This window comes from Acidobacteriota bacterium, assembly GCA_016196035.1.
Lineage (GTDB): Bacteria > Acidobacteriota > Blastocatellia > RBC074 > RBC074 > JACPYM01.
The window spans coordinates 188,114-205,995 of record JACPYM010000064.1 but is presented as its reverse complement, the minus strand read 5'-3'; the positions used below and the strand labels follow the sequence as shown (position 1 = coordinate 205,995).

Annotated in this window: 13 protein-coding genes; 2 read left to right on the top strand and 11 right to left on the bottom strand. The window is 57.0% G+C overall.

The window, feature by feature from the left end:
• Positions 1 to 13 precede the first annotated feature (13 nt).
• On the top strand, positions 14 to 1,066 hold the full coding sequence (locus HY011_19910) for a WG repeat-containing protein (GenBank protein MBI3425205.1): 1,053 nt from the start codon (positions 14 to 16) through the stop codon (positions 1,064 to 1,066).
• Between the two features lie 364 nt (positions 1,067 to 1,430).
• Here the strand turns inward: HY011_19910 and HY011_19905 are convergent, their stop codons facing one another.
• The 8 genes from HY011_19905 to HY011_19870 all read right to left on the bottom strand — a co-directional run bounded on the left by HY011_19905 (position 1,431) and on the right by HY011_19870 (position 10,806).
• Positions 1,431 to 3,341, bottom strand: coding sequence for a serine hydrolase (locus tag HY011_19905; GenBank protein MBI3425204.1), 1,911 nt, complete (start codon positions 3,339 to 3,341; stop codon positions 1,431 to 1,433).
• A 193-nt stretch (positions 3,342 to 3,534) separates the two neighbouring features.
• On the bottom strand, positions 3,535 to 4,551 hold the full coding sequence (locus HY011_19900; protein MBI3425203.1) for an inositol monophosphatase: 1,017 nt from the start codon (positions 4,549 to 4,551) through the stop codon (positions 3,535 to 3,537).
• A 7-nt stretch (positions 4,552 to 4,558) separates the two neighbouring features.
• Complete coding sequence (locus HY011_19895; GenBank protein ID MBI3425202.1) at positions 4,559 to 4,978, bottom strand: nuclear transport factor 2 family protein; 420 nt, start codon at positions 4,976 to 4,978, stop codon at positions 4,559 to 4,561.
• 99 nt (positions 4,979 to 5,077) lie between these two features.
• On the bottom strand, positions 5,078 to 5,902 hold the full coding sequence (locus HY011_19890) for an enoyl-CoA hydratase/isomerase family protein (protein ID MBI3425201.1): 825 nt from the start codon (positions 5,900 to 5,902) through the stop codon (positions 5,078 to 5,080).
• A gap of 4 nt (positions 5,903 to 5,906) precedes the next feature.
• Positions 5,907 to 6,467 carry a hypothetical protein gene (locus HY011_19885; GenBank protein ID MBI3425200.1) on the bottom strand — a complete coding sequence of 187 codons (561 nt, stop codon included), beginning with the start codon at positions 6,465 to 6,467 and terminating at the stop codon, positions 5,907 to 5,909.
• A complete protein-coding gene (locus tag HY011_19880) occupies positions 6,467 to 7,195 on the bottom strand; it encodes a hypothetical protein (protein ID MBI3425199.1) in 729 nt (242 codons plus the stop codon). The genes HY011_19885 and HY011_19880 overlap by 1 nt, the downstream gene beginning before the upstream one ends.
• Positions 7,196 to 7,544: 349 nt before the next feature.
• Positions 7,545 to 10,199 carry a protein kinase gene (locus tag HY011_19875; GenBank protein ID MBI3425198.1) on the bottom strand — a complete coding sequence of 885 codons (2,655 nt, stop codon included), beginning with the start codon at positions 10,197 to 10,199 and terminating at the stop codon, positions 7,545 to 7,547.
• A 22-nt stretch (positions 10,200 to 10,221) separates the two neighbouring features.
• On the bottom strand, positions 10,222 to 10,806 hold the full coding sequence (locus HY011_19870) for a sigma-70 family RNA polymerase sigma factor (protein ID MBI3425197.1): 585 nt from the start codon (positions 10,804 to 10,806) through the stop codon (positions 10,222 to 10,224).
• A 715-nt stretch (positions 10,807 to 11,521) separates the two neighbouring features.
• On the opposite strand from HY011_19870, the gene HY011_19865 reads away from it, so the two are divergent.
• Entirely contained in the window at positions 11,522 to 14,014 is a 2,493-nt protein-coding gene (locus tag HY011_19865) for a VCBS repeat-containing protein (GenBank protein MBI3425196.1), read from the top strand.
• 98 nt (positions 14,015 to 14,112) lie between these two features.
• Here the strand turns inward: HY011_19865 and HY011_19860 are convergent, their stop codons facing one another.
• The 3 genes from HY011_19860 to HY011_19850 all read right to left on the bottom strand — a co-directional run bounded on the left by HY011_19860 (position 14,113) and on the right by HY011_19850 (position 17,319).
• Complete coding sequence (locus HY011_19860) at positions 14,113 to 14,580, bottom strand: DUF1801 domain-containing protein (GenBank protein MBI3425195.1); 468 nt, start codon at positions 14,578 to 14,580, stop codon at positions 14,113 to 14,115.
• A complete protein-coding gene (locus tag HY011_19855; GenBank protein ID MBI3425194.1) occupies positions 14,577 to 16,172 on the bottom strand; it encodes a DUF1957 domain-containing protein in 1,596 nt (531 codons plus the stop codon). Before HY011_19855 ends, HY011_19860 begins: the two co-directional genes overlap by 4 nt.
• 100 nt (positions 16,173 to 16,272) lie before the next feature.
• Positions 16,273 to 17,319, bottom strand: a complete 1,047-nt coding sequence (locus HY011_19850; protein MBI3425193.1) for a DUF4912 domain-containing protein — start codon at positions 17,317 to 17,319, stop codon at positions 16,273 to 16,275.
• Positions 17,320 to 17,882 lie beyond the last annotated feature (563 nt).

Sequence of the window (17,882 nt, the reverse complement as noted above, 5' to 3'; positions counted from 1 at the left end):
GAGGTAGCGAGCCATGCAAATTGAAAGAGCAGTCGTAATTTGGGTGTACTTGTTCTTTGTAGCTATGCCGCTAACTGCATACGGACAAGGTAAGACGAGCAAATTGTTCCCAGTCGTTCAACGCGGCAAATGGGGTTACATCAACAACGAAGGTAAAGTCATTATCAAATTGCAGTTTGATAGAGCGGATGAGTTTAGCGAAGAGCTAGCCGTTGTCAGGGTCGGCAAGAAAAATGGCTATATAAACGAATCCGGAAAAATCGTAATTAGCCCGGCATTTGATGTTGCAGTCGGATTTTCCCAAGGCTTGGCAGGCGTGGTGATTAACAAAAAGGTGGGTTTTATTAACAAAGCGGGGAAGTTTGTTATTCAACCTCAATTCGACTGGATTGGATTCGGCCAGTTCGATGAAGAAGGTATGGCTATGGTGTCTCGAAGGAGGAAATTCGGCTTCATTAATCGCGCGGGCAAATTTGTTATTCAGCCTTTGTATACGTTGGACAGAGGCTGGTCAGAAGGATTGAATCCTGTCGTTATTGACGAGAAATGGTTGTTCATTAACAGAAAAGGGGCAGTAGTAATCCAACCGGCTTTTGACGACACCGATTCATTTTCTGAAGGATTGGCCGCTGTACAGATCGGTAGTAAGTGGGGGTACATTGATAAAACAGGGAAAATCGTAATCAATCCTCAATTTGATAGGGCCAGAGAATTTTCGCAAGACATGGCCGCCGTCGAATTCAATGGGAAATGGGGCTACATAAATAAGCAGGGCAAGCTAGTGCTTGCAATGAATTACTATAATGCGTGGCCTTTTGTTAATGGCCTGGCTCAAGTCGTTTTGGAGCCTAATCGCCAATATACAACGCCAGCAGGGACATTTATTGAAGATATAGGTTACAAATGGGGACTGATTGATGTGACTGGCAATGTAGTCTTAAAGATAGACGGGTATGCGAATAGCTTGGGCGATTTTGTTGAAGGGATCGCCAAAGTTGAATTTCGAGACGGAAACATCGGCTACATTGATAGAGCGGGGAAATATGTTTGGGGGCCAGCCAAATGACCTAAGCCAATAGGAAAGGATAACCGTTATGGAATATCAAATTTTTGTTGAATACGAGCCACAGATTGGCTTCGTTGCTACCCGCTTGGTTGGTCGGATTGTGTTGCCACGGGTCACACCAAACATGAAGCTATCGAAAACGTTCGTGCTGCTTTGGAAGAACGACTGGCACGCGGCGAGGTTTTGCACGTGCAAATCGGGGGCTCACAATCTAGCCAAGAACTTGATCCGTGGGAAACTATGATCGGCAGGTTTGCTGATGACCCAACTTGGGACGAGTATCAAGAAGAGTTGCGGCGCATTCGAGCAGAAGCGAATCGTGCTTAAAGTTTCAGGTAATCGCCTAGTTCAGACATAAACAACTTCACAAACTCAGCCGCGTCGTAAGATCCGAAAACTCATACTGCCGCGCCGTCCCTTTCGCCTTCCCCCGCCGATGCTTGATCTGAAAGGTCACGACGGTTTGGCGATCAATCTTCAATCCAAACTCTGTCGCCGTCGCCGCACCGTTGCGCGGACGTGCGGGCAGAAACGAGATGCGTTCGGCGGTCAGCGCATTCACATCCAACGCATCCAGCCGCGAATCCCATTTCACTTCGCCATCTACGCGGTCGAAGATGATGACGCGGCTGGCGTCGTTGCCGTGTTTGTAATGGCGCAGTTGCTTGAACAGGTGTTGCGCGGCGGCAAGGTTGGTCGCGCGGGCGCGGCTGAAATCACTAGCGGCGCAATCGCTGAGCGCGAGTTTGCGGATGAGGACTTCGGCGACCAGGCGCGCGACGTGGCGGTAATTGGCTTTCAACTCCGCTTCATCCGCGAAGCCCAATTCGCGGATCAGCCCGTCATATTCCTCACGCGACACGTTGAAATAGCGCGCCAGCCATTTGTTGAACAGGTCGGGCGTCTGGCCTTCGGCGACGGCTACCTTGTTCGATTTGTCGGTCTTGACCGAGACGGGCAGCGCCGTGCCGTCGGTGAATTCCAACCGCACATCAGCCGCGTGAGCATCGGCGAATTCGCGCGCCGTATGCCGCACTGTGGCGAGCGTTCTGCCACTGTCAGTCAGTAATGCTCGTGCGCCTTGCTGGGCGGCGCTGCGGATGTATTCCACCTCGCGTTGCAGGCGGGCGCGGCGCGCATCAGTTGCCGGCAACTGCGCGAGCGCGGCATTCAACTTGGTTTCGGTCTTGGTGACGGCAAAAGGCATTTGTGTGAGCTGGCCTTGCGCGATCAATTGATTCGCCAGCAGCAATTCGGCGTAAGTGCCGAGCGCGTCGTGAAAGTGGCCTTCGATGTTGTCGAAGGCTTGCTTGCTGAGTTGGGCTGATCCTTCTTCCTGTTTGGGTGGCGCGGGTTTTGTTTCGGGCGGTTTGCCCAAACCGTCGAGCAGTAATTCAGACAGCCGCGATAGCAGCAACAGGCCCGGATTGTCGGGCGACCAATCCGCCTCTGGCATGTAATCGGTCGTGATGGCGTAAGCGATGCGCCCGCGTGGCGCATAGAGAATGCCTACGTCCGCGCGCAACGCGTCGAGCGCACCGGTTTTGTTGGCGATGGTGACGCCTTTGAGGTGGCGGCCTACGCCATCGTGAACCTGCTGGCGCTTGAGGATGGCGATCATCTCTTGTGACGCGGCGGGCGAAATGATTTCGCCGCGTTCGAGCCGTTCGAGCAACGCGACCATCTCTTGCGGCGTGCTCATGCCGATGCCGTAGGTCGTGCCGTCCGCGCGTTTGTTGCTCGCGTCGCTGAAGGCCCGGCTCTCACCGCCGCCATTGATCTTGCGTAACGAACGCAGGTTTTTGAAGCCGAGCGCGTCCATCCGCGCATTGACTTCGTCCGCCGTCACCGCATCAAGCACCAGATTGGTGGCCGTGTTATCGCTGATCGTAATCATCAAATGCACGGAATCGCGCAGCGTGATTTTCAGCCCGTCGTGAAACTCGAACAGGATGCCTGAACCCGCAACTTTTTTGGCGTCGGTCAGCACGAGTTCATCCGTCCATTTGAGTTTGCCGTCGGCGACAAGGCCGAAGGTCGCCACCATAATCGGCAGCTTGATTGTGCTGGCGGTGCGCGTGCGCTGGTCGCCGTTGAGGCTATAGGTCGCGCCAGTGTCGAGGTTTTTGGCGTGCAGCCAGACTTGGCCTTTGAATTGGGCGATTTCGGCGCGGATTTGCGCGTCGAGCGGGCTAGTGGCTGGCACTTGCGCCAGCGCCTGCAAATGCGCCGTGAACAAGAGCACGAAGGCGAGGCTGAAACGAAGTGGTCGCATAGGTATTTTTAAGGATAGTTGCAAAAGAGCGCACACCCCTGGGCGCGCAGGCATCTCTGCCTGCTAAAAATAAATGCCGCGCAGCGTTCCTTATCCTTGCTTCCGCACCAAGCGAAAACAGAGGAAAGGAAGCTTGCGTGCCTTCTTTTATAACAGGCAAGGATGCCTACGCGCCCAGGGGTAGGCGCCGGTTTCAAAATAAGCCGTGTTGCGCCAACAAAGAAAGCAACACCGGCTCAACCTCCGCGCGAATCGCCGCATTTGCAAAGCCGATCCACGAGACATCGCTGGTCGTATCCATTGGCGCGTCGAAGGTCTGGCCGCGCCCATCGGTGAGCAACACGCCTGCTTCTGCGGCAATCAAGGCGGTGCACAGATCGTAAGGATGACAAGCGTGGCCGGTGGCCTTGCCCGCGCGCGCGAACTTTTCATAGAGCAGCCCGCGCACATCCACCAACAGCCGATCACGCCCGCACATCAATTCATAAAGCTGTCCGCCGGTGGTCAAGTACTGTTCGTCAAACAGCGCCGTCTTGCTGACTTCCAAGCCGCCGATCAGGCGTTGCGCCAGTGCCTCTTCCATTGCCGCGAAGACTTCTTTGCCGCCGGGAAAAGGGTGAAAGAAGGACGCAAAGCCGCCGCTGATTGTGATCGCGCGTGAGGGCTGCGGCGTAAAAGACGTGCGTTCGTTGGTGAATAGATTGAGCGTCTCGCCGTGTGCGCCTTGCCCGCGCAACGCCCAAAGATTATCGGTTAAGGCCGCGCGTGTCGTCGGGATTTCGACCTGCACGGCGATTTCGATGTCGCTGAGTCTGGTCGCCGCGCCTTTATTCGGCGCGAGGCCGGCCAGCCACCAGGCTGAGCGCTTGTTGTACATAATCGGGCGCGTGCCATCTATCGGATCAATGATCAGCCGCGCCGCGCATTCATCCAACGGCGTGCCAGCCGGGAAGGCCAGCGGCTCTTCGTCATTTACGCCTTCGCAAATCAGCGCGAACGAAGTCAGCGGCTGAATCTCGGCGACCAGCGCGGGCAGCATAATCGTTTCGACCGAGCGGTCAATGACGTAGATTTTGTCCGCCGCCGTTTCAAACGCGACTTCCGACAGCGCCTCGGTGGATTGCCGCCGCAATTCGGCCAGCACGTGATCGCGCACCGTTTCGCCTACGCGCAACAACCGCGTGCGCAACTCTTCCGCTTGATTCAGCATTCGTTGTTTATCCTTGCGCGAATTGCTCCCACATGCCTTGTTCGGCCAGCTTGCGTGCCATCGCCTCGCCCAGCGCCTGCAAGCCCTTGGCCGGGCGGATCAGCACCTCGAATTCTTCGATCTGGCCTGCGTCATTGAAGCGAATGATGTCCACACCCTTCAACTCGATGGCGCCGATGTGCGCGCTGAATTCGAGCGTCCACGACGTGCCATCGGTCATCTGGCGGTGATAGGCGAAATCCTCGAATATTTGTGAGGCTGCGTTCAGCACGAGTTTCAGCATCGCTTTGCCCGGTTTCGGCTTCCACAAAAAGGGCGAACGAAAGATGACGTTGTCGGCTGTCAATTCGTCCAGCTTCGCCATGTCGCCGCTCGCCACGCACTCGTGCCAACGCGCCAAACCCGTCTCTATTTCCGGTGCTGACATTCTTTCTCCCAAAACTGTCCTCCACGAAAGCACACGAAGAAGACACGAAGACAAGCAAATAACTTCGTGTCTTCTTCGTGTGCCTTCGTGGGCAAAACATCAGTGCCCGTTAAACACAGGCCGCCGCTTTTCGCCAAACGCCTGCATTGCCTCTTTGGTGTCTGCGCTCGCCAGGCATTGCATGATGCCGTTGATCTCGCGCCGCAAGTGATTGCGCAAGTCCGAATCCATCGAAGCCAGCAAGAGCCGCTTCGACAACGTCAGCGCCAGCGGCGGCCCGGCGGCCAATTGTTTGGCGTATTCGGCCACGCCCGCCGCAAAGTTTTCGGCAGGCAAGACGCGGCTGACCAAACCGATGCGCTCGGCCTCTTCGGGTTTGATGTCGCGCGCGGTCAAAATCAATTCCGCTGCGCGCGACCAACCAACCAGACGCGGCAGGAAGTAACTCACGCCCGCATCCGGGCAGAGCGCGATGCGCGTGTAGCCCGTGCTGATTACTGCCGCCTCGCTCAACAACCGAATGTCGCAAGCCAGCGTCAACCCGCAACCTGCCCCGATCACCGGGCCATTGATCGCGGCGATGACAGGCTTGTCGCAACCCGTCACGGCCAGCACCCAGCGTCCCACCCAATGCAAATCGTCCAGCCGTTCGTGGCGCGTCTTGTTGCCCGCTTCGCGCATCGCGGCGACGTTGGCGGGCGACAATTCCAAACCCGCGCAAAAGCCGCGCCCCGCACCGGTGATGACGACCACGCGCACGGCATCGTCCGCGCTGGCGGCGTTGAGCGCGTGCGGCAACTCTGCGGCGAGTTGCAGGTTCACCGCGTTCAGTTTGTCGGGGCGATTGAGCGTGATGGTGTGGACGCCTTCGGGCGTGGTTTCGATTAGCAGGTGTTCGTATGAAGTGCTCATGACTTGCCTCATTGGTTCAAATTGTTTCGTCAAGCAGAGGTTTCACTAACAGATATTTCACGTTGTTAGCCCGCGCCAGTGGTGCCAGCGTTCTATCATCGTCTGTCAGCAGTACGCAGTTTTCCTGCCGCGCCAACTCAATCAATGCCGTGTCGGTCGGCCCAATTTCGCAGACTGCTTGTTGTAAGCTGTTCTGGGCATATAAATCCAGCAGCCGGAGCAAGCGTTCATTCAGGTTTTTCTGTTGCAACAACTCCATTGAACATAACCAGAAATTGCGCAAATCTGCTCCATATAAACTTTGATCGTGAGACTTGATGCGCTTTTGCTGCCCTTGTAATTCACCGATAACGTGTGAAGTCGTGAGCATCACCGGAATGCTTGCAAACAGCCGTAAGTAATTTTCTTGCCGCGTGGGGCTCTCCAGAAGGTACCAATCAAGTCCTGCACCTCTCAGCAAATTTTGGCGTTTTTGTGCGGGATACTGTGTACGTTGGACAAAGTTCAGGACAAGAACGGTAAAAAGCGGGCCAGTATCAATGACTGCTTTTTGAATAGGGAGAGGGTTGTGCTTCATCAAAACCTCTGTAGGGCTGGGATGGCGTTATACTCTCTTGCCTCAAAATACGGAACATCGTATTCCAGCGAAAGAGTTAGGCGGCAGTTTTTTAGTAGTTCGACGAGTTTGCTTGTTGCTAGGCGTAAGGCGGCTCCCCGCTGGCACGTTGCCTCATAATGGGGCTTGATTGAAGCGTCTTTGAGCACTGCTAGGAACTCATCTCGATGGCGATTCCAAAGCGGGGAGGTTGTGTAGTAACTCTGTAGTTCACCAAGATTGTTGACGATATGCTGCGCCAGCGAAGCAAGATGATTTTCCAGCGGGTAGCCGCCGAAAAGGTCGGTCAGTTTGACTCCCAGTTCAGCCAGCGACTCTGGCGTCGTGGTCTTTTGGTAAATAGTCTGTAAGGCAGCACTCTGGATCAGCGTGTCATGTAACTGTCGGCAGGCATCGGCTAACCAATCCACCGCTTCATCGTGTTCAGCGGCGGCTGATTTGATTTCCTGGTGAAAATCAAAAAACTGCTCCGCATTACCGCGCATCCAGGTGTCGAGATATGCCTGCGTGTGCCGGAAGAATTCCAGTTGTTGCGGCAGATAACGCCAACTCCAATTTTGCCGAGTGAGAAATTCCTGCTCCTGTTCAAAGGCTTGTAAAAGCGGATTGATTACCGTATCGAACCAAGCGCGAACGATGTTTGGACCAACGGGTATTCTCTTTTTGGCAGTCATAGTTTTTTTGTTCATTGTGTTTCCTTCCATCATCGGCAACTTGGAATCCAAGCGACCGGCTCTTAACTGGGCATTAGGCCGATTGCTTCCAGCACCATTCTCGTTTACCAAAGGGCATTACAGCATAAATACTTGCTCAGTCGCGGTCCGCTTGGCAACATAGCCCTACCTTATCGCAATCACCCCAGGAGGGAAATAGTTATGCAGAAGTTCTACTCATCCATTGCTCTCATTGGTTGGACTTTGCTCGCCTTTACGACTTCAAGCTTTGCACAACAGTCGCCCACGCAAGACTATCTCCTCTATGTCCTCTCCGAATCCGCCGACAAAATTTCGCTGATCCGCTTCGGCGCCAACGTCGCCCTCAACGCTCGAGTTGGCTTTTGCATTTGGCAATTTCACTTTGCAAGGACGCCTCTTGTTGCGCGTCAACTTGCCGCACCAGTCCCTTTTCTTTGAGTTGTTGCAACAAGTCCAGGCTGCGTTGATAGCTTTTGAGCGCAGCTTGCCAATAGCGCTGGCTCTCTGCCCTTGTCACGCCGCGCCGTTCCGCGCAGAGGACGTTGACTTCGCCGTCGTAGCCGTAAATCTCCTTCGCCATATTGAGCAAGCCGGGCGCGGTCGCGTTGGTTTTGAGCAACGCCGCTAATTCGGTGAGCGCCTTGTCGCAGTAAGGTTGCGCCTGGGCGACGTGGCCCTGTTGTGCCAGCGTATAGCCGACATTTTGGCTGTTGACGATCAGGCTGCGCCGCATCTGCACGTTGTTGGGATCGTTCCTGACGCAAAGCTCATCCAGTTGCAGCCCTTGGCGGTAATGTGCTTCGGCTTGCGGCAAGTCTTTGGCCTCCCAGTAATAATTGCCAAGGGAAGTATGTTGCGCCGAGAGCGCGAATTGCGCCTGCGCGTTGTTCGGTTCGGCTTGCGCGAGGGCGGTGAACTGTTCCAACGCACGCAACGCCAGCGCCAGGCCCGCTTGCTGCTGGCCGCGCATCCATTCGACATCGCCGTATTTGCGCAAGTTGATCGCCAGGTTCCGCTGGTATCTGGCTTTGTCGGCAGGTGCAGTCGCCGTTTGAAAGAGCGCCTCAAAGCCCGACAGGCTCTTGCCATAGTTGGCCAGCGCGCCGTCGAAATTTTTGTTCGCGCGCAAGGCATTGCCGACGGTTTCGTGACTGCTCGCCAACAGTTGGCGGCCACGTTCGCTGGCGGGTTGCGTTTGCAATGCGCCGTTGCAAAGTCCCAAAGCGCGCTGCCCCAGTTTCAACGCGGCGTCCGCGCCTTCGGCATATTCGACCGCGCCGCAGAGTTTGAGCAGGCTATCGGCCAGATCAAGTTGCGCCGCCGCGTCACGCGGATTTTTTTGCAGGACGGCTTCGCGCAAAGCCAAGGCCTGGCGATAACTTTGCAGCGCGCCCTGGCCGTTGCCGAGATTGGCGCGATAGGGATTGCCCTGTAGGTCGCCGATTCTTTCATACGCTGTGGCGAGTTCGCGTTGCAGCGCAACATCGCTCGCGGCTTCGCGGGCGAGGCTGTCGAGATATTCAATTGAACGTTGCACGAGCAAAGCGCGCGCGGGCGTTGAGCCGGGCAAAGTTTCGATGGCGTCGTGCAATTCAAAAACGACGGTGTGCGCCAGCTTGCGCACGTCGTTGAAGCGTTGTTCGGCTTTGACCCGTTCGGCGCGGGCCACACGCGCTTGCCAGGCGGTCGTGATGATTCCGGCAATCAAGGAAAGAGTCACCAGCGCCGCCGCCGCTACGCCCGCCCGGTTGCGCCGCATGAATTTGGCGCTGCGATAGGCGAAAGTGTCGCGGCTGGCGCGCACCGGCAAACCGTCGAAGTGACGTTGGATGTCTTCGCTGAATTGTTCGACCGAGGCGTAACGCCGCTGCGGTTCTTTGCGCAGCGCCATCAGCACGATGTTGTCCAAATCCCCGGCCAACTGGCGGCACAATCTCTCCGGCGCTTCCTGACGCGCGCGACCGACTTCGGCAGGCGTGATGGTGGCCCGTTCACGGCCATCGCTGCCGGTGATGACTTCGGCGCGCGTCACGATGGCGCTGGGTTTGGGTGGTTCCGTTTCGCAAATCACGCGCGCCGTCTCGTGCAGCGAATGTACCGCAAGCTGATAAGGCCGATGGCCGGTCAGTAATTCGTAAAGCACGACGCCGAGGGCATAAACATCGCTGGCGGTCGTGATCGCCTCGCCGCGCACCTGTTCGGGGCTGGCATAGGCGGGCGTCATCAGACGCACCGAGGGCAGCGTTTGATCAATCGTTTGGTCAAAGCTTTCGGGATTGAGGATTTTGGCGATGCCGAAATCGAGCAGCTTTGGCGTGCCCGCTTGAGTGATGAGTATGTTGCTGGGTTTGAGGTCGCGATGCACGACCAGGTTTTGATGGGCGTAATGCACTGCTGAGCAGACCGTGCGGAAGAGTTGCAACCGTTCGCGCAGTGATAGCTGTTGGCCGTCGCAGTATTCATCCAGCGGCTGGCCTTCGACGTATTCGAGCACCAGGTAAGGCAGCCCTGCTGGCGTCGCACCGCCATCGAGCAAGCGCGCGATATTCGGATGTTCAAGCGAGGCGAGAATCTGCCGTTCCTGCCGGAAGCGGCGCACGATCAATTCGCTGTGCTGGGCTTGCATGGAAGAACCGACCCGCAAGAGTTTGACCGCCACCTGTTTTTTGAACTGCTTGTCATCGCGCTCCGCCAGGTAAACCGATCCCATGCCGCCGTGCCCAATTTCGCGCAAGATGCGATAGGGGCCGAGTTGTTGACCGACCATTGAGTCAGCGGTGCTACTGAGCGGCAACGTGGCATCGTCGAGCGCCTCTTGCAATAACGCAGCGGCGTCAATGTAACTGGTCTGTTCGTTGGCGGCGAGCAACTCATTCACTTCGGCGCGCAACGTCTGATCCGCTTGGCAAGCCGCAACAAGGAAGGCTGTGCGTTCCGCTGGCGTGCGTTCCAGGGCGGCTTGAAATAGCTCTTTGAGTTGGTGGTAACGTTCTTTCATTGAGCCTTTCTGCTTGCTGGCGCTACCGGCTAATTTCACGGTGCAACCAGGCGCGCGCCCATTGCCAATCGCGTTTGACTGTGGCGGGTGAAATCCCGAGGACTTCAGCGATTTCGTCTATTTCCAAACCGCCGAAGTATTTCAATTCAACAATCCGGCTCTGGCGCGGATCGAGCGCGGCCAGACTGGTCAGCGCATCATCGAGCGCCAACAGCGCGACCTCGCGCGGCTGAGCTACGTCCAAGGCTTCATCCAACGCCAAGCGGGTTTCGCCGCCACCGCGTATGCCTGCGCTGCGCCGCCGCGCATGATCCACCAAGATGCGGCGCATTAGCTCCGCCGCCACACCCAAAAAGTGCGCCCGGTTTTGCCACGTCAGGCGCTTGGTCTGGACGAGCCGCAGCCAGGCTTCGTGCACCAACGCCGTCGGTTGCAAAGTGTGCTCGTGGCGTTCGCGGCGCAACTGCCGCGCGGCAATTTGGCGCAACTCGGCATAGACGAGCGGCATGAGTTCGGCGAGCGCAGCCTGATCGCCCGCGTTCCAATCCAACAACAATTGGGTTACGTCTGTCGGCAAAACCCTCTCCCTTTCGGCTTTATGCGCCAGTGACGATCTGCCGCAAGTGATCCGCAAGAAGAATAAAGTGTGGATGGCGCGCAGCTTAAGTCTTGCGTTCAAGGCAAGTCAATTTTTGTCTCGCAATACTCAGTAACTGATGTTATGCAGCGGAAGTTTGACGATGTAGTTTGACGGCTAAAGACGGCAGTTCTTGTGCGCCGGAGGCGCCAGGGAGCTTAGCCGGTGGTGGAGCGCGGCGCGCAACCACCGGACGGCCAAAGCGCAGCGCGCCAAGCCCTGGAAGGGCGACAGACGAGCTGTGGTCTAGCGCCCTTTCAGGGCTGGGAATCAATCCTGACGCGGTTCCGGTGGTTCCGCCTGACGCTCCACCACCGGCTAATGTCCGCCGCGCCTCCGGCGCGAAGCAGACTGTCAAATTAAAACTCAATCTTTTCACTGCGTCACATGAGTCAGTAAGCTAGCAGTGCGTCAAACATTCCCTACTTTTTTATCCCGCGTGAGCTTCCTGGCCGCTCCGCTGCGCCTTAGTTGGTTGAAAGGCAAATTCTATGGGAAGTATGACGGGCCACCCGCAGCTTCCTCAACTTGGTCTTCCAAGCAACCAATCCTATGAGGTGTATTTATGTTCAGGCTTAACAGATTGTATCAACGACTCGCAATCGCCCTTATCGCTGGCTTGCTCTGCTGCGCAACACTGCTTTGGTCAACGCCCCCCGTTCACGGCGCAGCCGAAGTCGGGAAATTGCCGTCCTTATCTTTGCGCGGCGCGGCGGCCACCGCATACCTCAAGCAGCAAGGATTTGCTGTAGCGCTGGCTGAGGCCGCGCCTGCCAACTCATCCGCAACGGCGGCAGCGCTAGGGGCGTTGTCACCGGACGCTCCCTGCGAAACAAAAATCGTCGCGCCGGACGGATTGGCGGGAGCGCTGTTTGGCTCGTTAGGAATTGAGGGAAATACCTTAGTGATCGGGGCGCCCGGAGACACCGTCGGCGGCAACTTAAGTCAAGGGTCGGTTTACGTTTACGTGCGGGGCGGCACAAACTGGGTTCTCCAGCAAAAACTAACTGCGCCTGATGGTAGAAACGGCGATTATTTTGGGCGTGCCGTGGGCATCAGCGGCAACACAATTGTGATTGGCGCATCGCAAGCTGACCTGGGCACAACGGCAGCCAATCAAGGCGCGGCCTATGTTTTCGTCCGCAACAGCAATAACGTTTGGACGCAACAGGCAAAGCTCTTTGCCTCAGACGCTTCCGGCGGGGATATTTTGGGTGAGATTGTGCGCATTGAGGGCGACACCGTGATCGCCGGGGCGCGGGGCGCTGACCGTGTGGGGCCGCCCTTGCAAGTTGACAGCGGTGCGGCCTACGTTTTCGTCCGCAATGGGACGACTTGGACGCAGCAAGCGAAACTCACTGCCAGCGATGGCGTGGGCGGTGATAATTTCGGAATGAGCGCCGATATTTCGGGCGATACGGCGGTGGTCGGCGCTTGGTTCGACGCGGAAGGCATCAACACGCAGCAAGGCTCGGCTTATATTTTTACGCGCAACAGCGCGGGACAGTGGTCGCAGCAAACCAAAATACTCGCGGGCGACGGTATCGCAGGGGATTGGTTTGGCATTTCATCGGCAATTGATGGCGACACAGTGGTCATCGGCGCGCGGCAAGACAATCTCAATCCGGGTACGCCGGGCTCTGGTAACGGTGAAGGCTCGGCCTACATTTATGTTCGCAGCGGGGCGACTTGGGCGCTTCAGCAAAAGATCATTGCCAGTGACCCGTCTATAGGCGCGACCTTTGGTGAGAGTTGCGCGATTCTCGGCAACAGAATTGTCGTCGGCGGGTTTAATGTCGCCGGCAAAGGCGCGGCATATCTTTACCAGCGCACTGGAACGAGCTGGGGATTCCAACAAAAGTTCACCGCTAGCGACGGTCTGGCAAACGATTTTTTCGCTGATTTTGTGGCGCTTGGAAGCTCCACTGGCGGAGGTTACGTCGTGGTGGCGAGTTCTTATGGCGACGACATCGGCTTCAATATCAACCAAGGCTCGGCGTATGTTTACCAGATGATTACCCTTGATCCGCCGAGCTTGCCCAATAGTGTAATCGGTGTGCCTTACAATCAGGCGCTCACGGCCAGTGGCGGCACAGGGCCTTACAACTTCAGCCTCACTGCGGGCGCATTGCCGAACACCCTGACGCTCTCAGCGGCTGGTGTTATCTCCGGCACTCCCACAGCGCCCGGTACGTTTACCTTTACGGTCACTGCCACCGCTGCCAATGGGTGTAGTGGCGCCTACAATTACACGCTGGTAGTGCAGCAGCACAAAACTGCCAAAGCCGATTTCGATGGCGATGGCAAAACCGATCTGAGCGTCTTCAATCCCAGCGCTGCACCGCCGCTGCCGAATTGGACGGTACTCAATAGCGGCAATGGCGCGACCGCCACGCAGCAATGGGGCGCGGGTTATGCGCCCTACTTCGACAACATCGTGCCGGGTGATTACGACGGCGATGGCAAGACCGATCACGCCATCTGGCGCGGCCAGGATTCGATCTGGTACATCCGTAAGAGCAGCGATGGCCAAGCCATCCTTGATCTATGGGGGGCGAACTATGCGCCGTATTTCGATATTCCGGTGCCGGGCGATTATGACGGCGATGGCAAGACCGACATTGCGGTTTTCCGGCGTAGTGGCACTTGGTTCGTCAAACGCAGTTCGGATGGTTCGTTCCTGATTCAAACGCACGGGCAGCAGGACGACATCCCAGTGCCGGCTGATTATGACGGCGATGGCAAGACGGACTTAGCGGTCTTCCGGCCCAGCGCCATTGCGCCCACGCCGAACTGGCTCATCCTGAACAGTTCGACGAATACAGTGACCAGCATTCAATGGGGTGCGGGGTATGCGCCATACTTCGACACACCGGTGCCAGCGGACTATGACGGCGACGGCAAAGCCGACTTGGCGATCTGGCGCGGGGCGGATTCGATCTGGTACATCCGCAAATCTTCGGATGGGCAATTCATGCTCGACCTGTGGGGAGCGAATTATGCGCCGTACTTCGACATTCCCGCGCCCGCCGATTACGACGGTGATGGCAAGGCGGATATTGCAGTCTGGCGGCGATCGGGGACGTGGTTCGTCAAGCGCAGTTCAAACGGCAGCTTCCTGATTCAAAACCAGGGGCAAAGCGGCGATGTGCCGGTGCCTGCGAATGGCGTGCGGTGAAAATACGCAATCCCTTTTAACCGTGCCAAAAGAGGCGCGGGCAGTTGGTCGGTGGCACCACCACTGACCAACTGCCCGCGCTGTTTTGGATATGCAGCTTAACGCGGCCGACGTTTAGTCGGGCTGATGCCTTTGACGATGGACTTGGCGGCAGCGGTCTTGAGTTTGGGCGTGGTTTGTTTGTTGTGCTGGATCGCTGCGCATAGGTATTGTCGGATGTGCGGCTGTTTCAAATCGTCCGTCTCGGCGATGCGAAAGTGACGAATCAACTTGCCCGTGCCTTTGAGTACGCCCGCCGGATCGTCGAGTTCCGCACCGCGTTGAAAGCCCAGGTTGACGTAGCGACGGTACACCGCAATGTGGCAGAAGCCTTCCAGCCATTTGTCGGTGAAGGTGAACGCGATGGCAACAGCGTTGTAGGCGTCGTAGATAAATTCGTTGGCAGTGGGCGCTTCGGACAAAACTACCTCGCGCAAGGCCAGCGCGAGTTCGCCGACGGTTCGCTCATAAACGGCAAGGAATCTCAGCAAGTCGGTGCTGGGTGGTCGTGGCGCGGTCTTTTTCATAGACTGGGTGCGTAAACACGGTAATCAAGTTCAGCAAAGATATTATCTTTGCCTTCCACATCAGTCAGCCAGGCTTCGTCAAGCTCGCCCGCCTCGATCATTTCATACAAGCGCGTGAACCGGTGGATGTGGTCTTTGAAGCGTTTGACCGCGTATTGCACCATCGTGCCGGTTGTGATGATAAAGGCCCAGTCGGAGGATTGCGCCAGCAACAATTCGCGCGCGGCCTGATTCAACGCGCGTTGCAGCAATCCTTCTGTTTGTGGGAAGCGTTCGGCCAATTCGACCATGCGCAGTTCGGCGACTTGTTGGTGCAGGTAAAGCCAGTCGGTTTGCCGGTTGATCCAGACGCGGTTGTAGCCTTCGGCGCCCCAGGATGAAGCCGAGGGCGTTTGCGTCTGGTTGTCGGGATACATTTCCAGATAATCAATCGGCGAGATGGCCTGAATCTGGTTCTGGTCGTGATGCAGTTTCTGGAACAGGTAATAGAGAAAGAACGGCCCCTCGAACCACCAATGGCCGAAGAGTTCGGCGTCGTAAGGCGCAACGATGATGGGCGGACGGCCCAGCGTGTAGCTCAAATGCGCGGCCTGTTTCTGGCGGTTTTCGAGGAAGTTGCCGGCGTGTTCGGCCACGCGTTCCTGCGCCCATTCGGGCACGTAAGGTTCTTTGGCGTGCAGTGGGACTTTGCCGGTGATGCGGTGATATTTGAGGCCGATGTTGCGGCGCACGCCATCGTCGTGCAGGTATGGTTTGATGTAGTCGAAATCCTGTGCGTCGTAACCCAGGTCGCGATAAAACTCGCGGTACAGCGGGTCGCCGGGGTAGCCGATCTCGCTGCTCCACACCTGTTCGCTGGTTTCGCTGTCGCGGGCAAAGACGGCCACGCCGGTTTCGGTGACAACCGGCGCATAAATGCCCCGGCGCGGGCGCGGTGTGCCGTAAAGAATCGCGTGCGCGTCGGTGATGAAAAACTGGATGCCGGCTTCGGCCAGATATTTGTCATCGCCGGGATTGAAGGCGCATTCGGCCAGCCAGATGCCGCGCGGCGGGCGTCCGAAATGTTTGCTGTAATTGGTGCGGGCGATTTGAATCTGCGCGCGTTTGGCTTCCTCATTCGACATCAGCGGCAGAAAGCCGTGCGTCGCGCAGCAGGTGATGATCTCGACAAAACCCGCGTCCTGCAATTCGCGGAAGCCGCGCACCAGATTGCGTTCGTAGCGGTTGAAGACCTCGCGGCATTCGTTGAAATGACGTTGATACATCAACGCGGCAGAATGGAAATCGGGCGCTTCCCTGGCTGTGCGTTCGACCTCTTTTTCGGAAAGCTCGCAGAGCTTGTCCAGATGGCGCGCGTAACGTTCCTGCAACAAGGCATCGCTGAGCATCTCGCACAGCGGCGGCGTCATGGACATCGTCACGCGGAACTTGACGCCGTCATTGCGCAGCGTGTTGAAGGCCGTCAGCAGCGGGATGTAGGTCTCGCTGATCGCTTCGTACAGCCAGTCTTCTTCGAGGAAGTCGGGATATTCGGGATGACGCACAAAGGGGAGGTGCGCGTGCAGGATTAAGCTTAAATAGCCGGTTTCCATAATTGGTGGTCAGTGATCAGTGATCAGTGATCAGCGAAAAGTTAAGAGGCCGCAGCAACTGACCACTGACCACTGGTCACTGACCACTTTTCAAAAATGTCTACAGATTCAAACTCGGCAGCCATTGCCCGTGCACGATGCTGCCCGGCGCAATGGGCTGGGGCGTGACATTGGGGGCCTGTCCCGCGTTGTGTTCGGAGGCGACCTGACCCAGACGCTCTGCCAGATAGAGCGTGATGGGTTTGTCAATCTCCAATTCGCCACTGCTTTGCTTGCCCAATTCGGCATTCACGGCGCGCCTCAACACTTCGGGCAGATAGCGCAGCAAGAGCATATAGCCCAACTCGCCATCACCCATCTGCGCGATGGTGCGCAAAAACTCTTTCACCCATTCGGCCAATTCGGCTTCGCTCAGGCGTTCCCACCAGCGTTCATACTCGCGCCCGGCCTGCACATCAGCCATCGCGGTGATCAACTGGCGGAAAGAATCAGGCAGCGCTTCCCAAACGTGCACGTGGTCGCCATCCGCCTGCACGCCGTCGCTGGCGGGCAACAAGGCTTCGACGGTGTAAGCGCGCTCGGGCACCAGATGGCTTTCGCGCAGCACCTGCAAATAATCATCGGCCTTGATCTGATATTCGACTTCTTCGGCGATTTGGTCTGAAGGCGCGCCGCGCGGCATCCGTACCGATTGCGAACCCAGCAATTTGATGAAGCCGAACTGCGGCGAACGCAAGCCGAGTTCGACGCGATAGGTGCGATCCGGAAAAACGTTGAACCAGTATTCGCGCGCATACGCGGCGTCAAAGAACACGGCGATGGCATTGCTCTCGTCCACCAGTTTGAGCACGGTCTGAAACGATTCGGCGGCCTGCGCGGGAAACATCCGTTGCAGGCGTTCAAACGGATCGTCTTTCAACTGCCAGTGCACGAAGAGATGAAACGGGTCTTGCACCAGCGCGCGCATCAGATCGAGTTGGTACGAGGCAGGGATGGGCAAACCGCGATCCACGTGCGGCTCGGCTTCGGTTGCGGCCTCAGCCGCATAGCCCAACTCGGTTTCGACTTCATCCGCCACCACGACCGGCTCGAACGGATTGCGTTCGACAGTGGGCAGCAGCGACGAGAGATCAAAGAAAAATGGCACGCTTAGCTTCTCCGCCAGGGAAAGGGTACTGCTTTGATGAGATGAGTAAACTGCCGGTAGAACAGAAATGCGAATGACGACAGTTCAAAATTGAATTCGCAGGCAGCTTAAAAGCCGCTGGTCTGATGTGTCAAGCTAAGGGCCAGAGTCTATTCATTCGCGCCACTTTCGGGCCACAAGTTCCGCCAACCCAAGCCGGAATTTCACAGGATTGACCGGATGTTCAGGATTCACAGGATGGGAGCAAGGTTTATTATGACCGACTTTTTCGTCTCATCATGTTAATCCTGAACATCCTCTCCATCCTGTGAAATTCCGCTTTCGTCTTCCGGGAATGAAGAGCCCCTGGGTTAAGGGCTTGTCCTTACCCAAATCTTTGCACAAAACGTGCGATTTGGTTTTCAGCCCGCGCGAAGCCGGGCGGCAGCATAAAGCCCAGGGTGGAGCGCGCTCGGGCGCGGAACCCTGGGAACATTGGCGATGGCGCATCCAGCCCGCGAAGGCGGGCGACAGACCGTGGGATACTGCGCTCCGCTCTCTGCCGCCCACGCGCGTGGGCTTAG

Coding starts and splice junctions, on each gene's coding strand:
- HY011_19890 (MBI3425201.1), bottom strand. CDS start 5,902: ATGAGGCAAGTCATGAGCACTTCATACGAACACCTGCTAATCGAAACC.
- HY011_19885 (MBI3425200.1), bottom strand. CDS start 6,467: ATGAAGCACAACCCTCTCCCTATTCAAAAAGCAGTCATTGATACTGGC.
- HY011_19900 (MBI3425203.1), bottom strand. CDS start 4,551: ATGCTGAATCAAGCGGAAGAGTTGCGCACGCGGTTGTTGCGCGTAGGC.
- HY011_19910 (MBI3425205.1), top strand. CDS start 14: ATGCAAATTGAAAGAGCAGTCGTAATTTGGGTGTACTTGTTCTTTGTA.
- HY011_19905 (MBI3425204.1), bottom strand. CDS start 3,341: ATGCGACCACTTCGTTTCAGCCTCGCCTTCGTGCTCTTGTTCACGGCG.
- HY011_19860 (MBI3425195.1), bottom strand. CDS start 14,580: ATGAAAAAGACCGCGCCACGACCACCCAGCACCGACTTGCTGAGATTC.
- HY011_19895 (MBI3425202.1), bottom strand. CDS start 4,978: ATGTCAGCACCGGAAATAGAGACGGGTTTGGCGCGTTGGCACGAGTGC.
- HY011_19880 (MBI3425199.1), bottom strand. CDS start 7,195: ATGAACAAAAAAACTATGACTGCCAAAAAGAGAATACCCGTTGGTCCA.
- HY011_19855 (MBI3425194.1), bottom strand. CDS start 16,172: ATGGAAACCGGCTATTTAAGCTTAATCCTGCACGCGCACCTCCCCTTT.
- HY011_19875 (MBI3425198.1), bottom strand. CDS start 10,199: ATGAAAGAACGTTACCACCAACTCAAAGAGCTATTTCAAGCCGCCCTG.